Below are 1,466 nucleotides of genomic sequence, written 5' to 3' on the forward strand. Positions count from 1 at the left end.
GGTTTGTCAACTAAACTGTGGAAATTAATTAGTTAAGTTTTCTAGCGAATAAACTTTCACAGTATTTTTAAGCAGCTAGGAGAAAATAATTTGAACGCACAGTTAAATAGACCTAGCCTTACGGAAGGTAGATCGCATATTTTTCAATTCTAGAAGAGAAGGTTTCGTTGACCATTAACTGATTGAGCACCATAGCCCAGTTTTGGATACGACCGCCAGCCCACTTCGTGTGTAACTCTTTTGTACGTAAATAAAGTAACTTAAGGAGCGCATTCTCATTGGAGAACGCTCCTTTTTTGGTGACTTTTCTAAAGCTGGAATGGACACTCTCCACGGCGTTCGTCGTGTACATGATTTTTCGAATGGCACTGCCGTAATCAAACAATTGTTCAACGTGGGAGAAGTTCCGTTTCCATACGTCTACTGCTCCAGAATAGTGAGACCATCGATTTTGAAAGCTGTCGAAGGCAGCATATGAGGCATTGAGAGAAGATGCCCCATAAAACTTTTTCATATCTCTGCAGACTTCCTTGTAATCTTTACTCGGAATGTATCGCAGCGCATTTCGAACAAGGTGAACAATACAACGTTGAACAATGACAGACGGGAAGATCGCTTTTGCACCTTCTTCGAGACCAGAGACACCATCCATGGAAATAAAAAAAACATCTTCTACACCACGTGATTTCAATTCATCAAACACTTGCATCCAGCGATTTTTAGATTCTGTTTGATTTAACCATAACCCTAAAATCTCTTTGTTTCCTTTAAGGTCATATCCAAGAATCGTATACACTGCATATTCTTTGGCTTCGTAGTTTTCGCGTAAAGTAACATACATACAGTCAACAAATAAGAAGGCATAGCATTTCGCTAATGGGCGTGCTTGCCATTCTTCTAATTCGGGAAGTACAGCGTCTGTGATATCTGAAATCATTTCATGAGAGATATCAAAGCCATAGATATCTTCGATCGTTGCGGCAATATCTCGCTGGCTCATTCCACGAGCATACATCGAAAGAACTTTGCCTTCGATGTCGGAGACATCTCGCTTTCTCTTAGGAATCAATTCAGGATCAAAAGAGGCATCTCTATCTCTAGGAACGTCAATATCTACTTCCCCAAAACTTGTTTTAAGCGTTTTGTTTCCGTAGCCATTTCGTCGATTCTTATGTTCTTTTGGTTCTTTCGAATGAGGGTCATAACCTAAATGGTTATTCAATTCTCCCTGCAACATTTTTTCAAATAAGGGACCAAACACATCTTTTAAGGCTTCTTGTATGTCCTCTACAGATTCAGGTTGATAAGCGTTTAGAATGGTTTCAGCTAGCTTTTCAGCATCAGGATTTCTTTTCTTTCTAGCCATAATAAAATCACCTCTTAGCTTCATTTTAGAAAAAGAAAAACTGTGAAGCAACCACCTGCCTAGGATTAGTGGTTACTTACACAGTTAATATTACACTCTC

The 1,466-nt window shown here is 39.3% G+C and carries 1 protein-coding gene; it reads right to left on the reverse strand.

Annotation, left to right across the window (positions count from 1 at the left end; genetic code table 11):
• Positions 1-118: 118 nt before the first annotated feature.
• Positions 119-1,366 carry an IS256 family transposase gene (locus JZO85_RS22820; RefSeq protein WP_207110810.1) on the reverse strand — a complete coding sequence of 416 codons (1,248 nt, stop codon included), beginning with the start codon at positions 1,364-1,366 and terminating at the stop codon, positions 119-121.
• Positions 1,367-1,466: the final 100 nt, after the last annotated feature.

The sequence above is a fragment of the Candidatus Enterococcus murrayae genome (assembly GCF_017315985.1).
Taxonomy (GTDB): Bacteria; Bacillota; Bacilli; order Lactobacillales; family Enterococcaceae; genus Enterococcus_A; species Enterococcus_A murrayae.

Bases quoted from the DNA above. Each gene is read 5' to 3' on its own strand.
- JZO85_RS22820 (WP_207110810.1), bottom strand. From the start codon at position 1,366: ATGGCTAGAAAGAAAAGAAATCCTGATGCTGAAAAGCTAGCTGAAACC.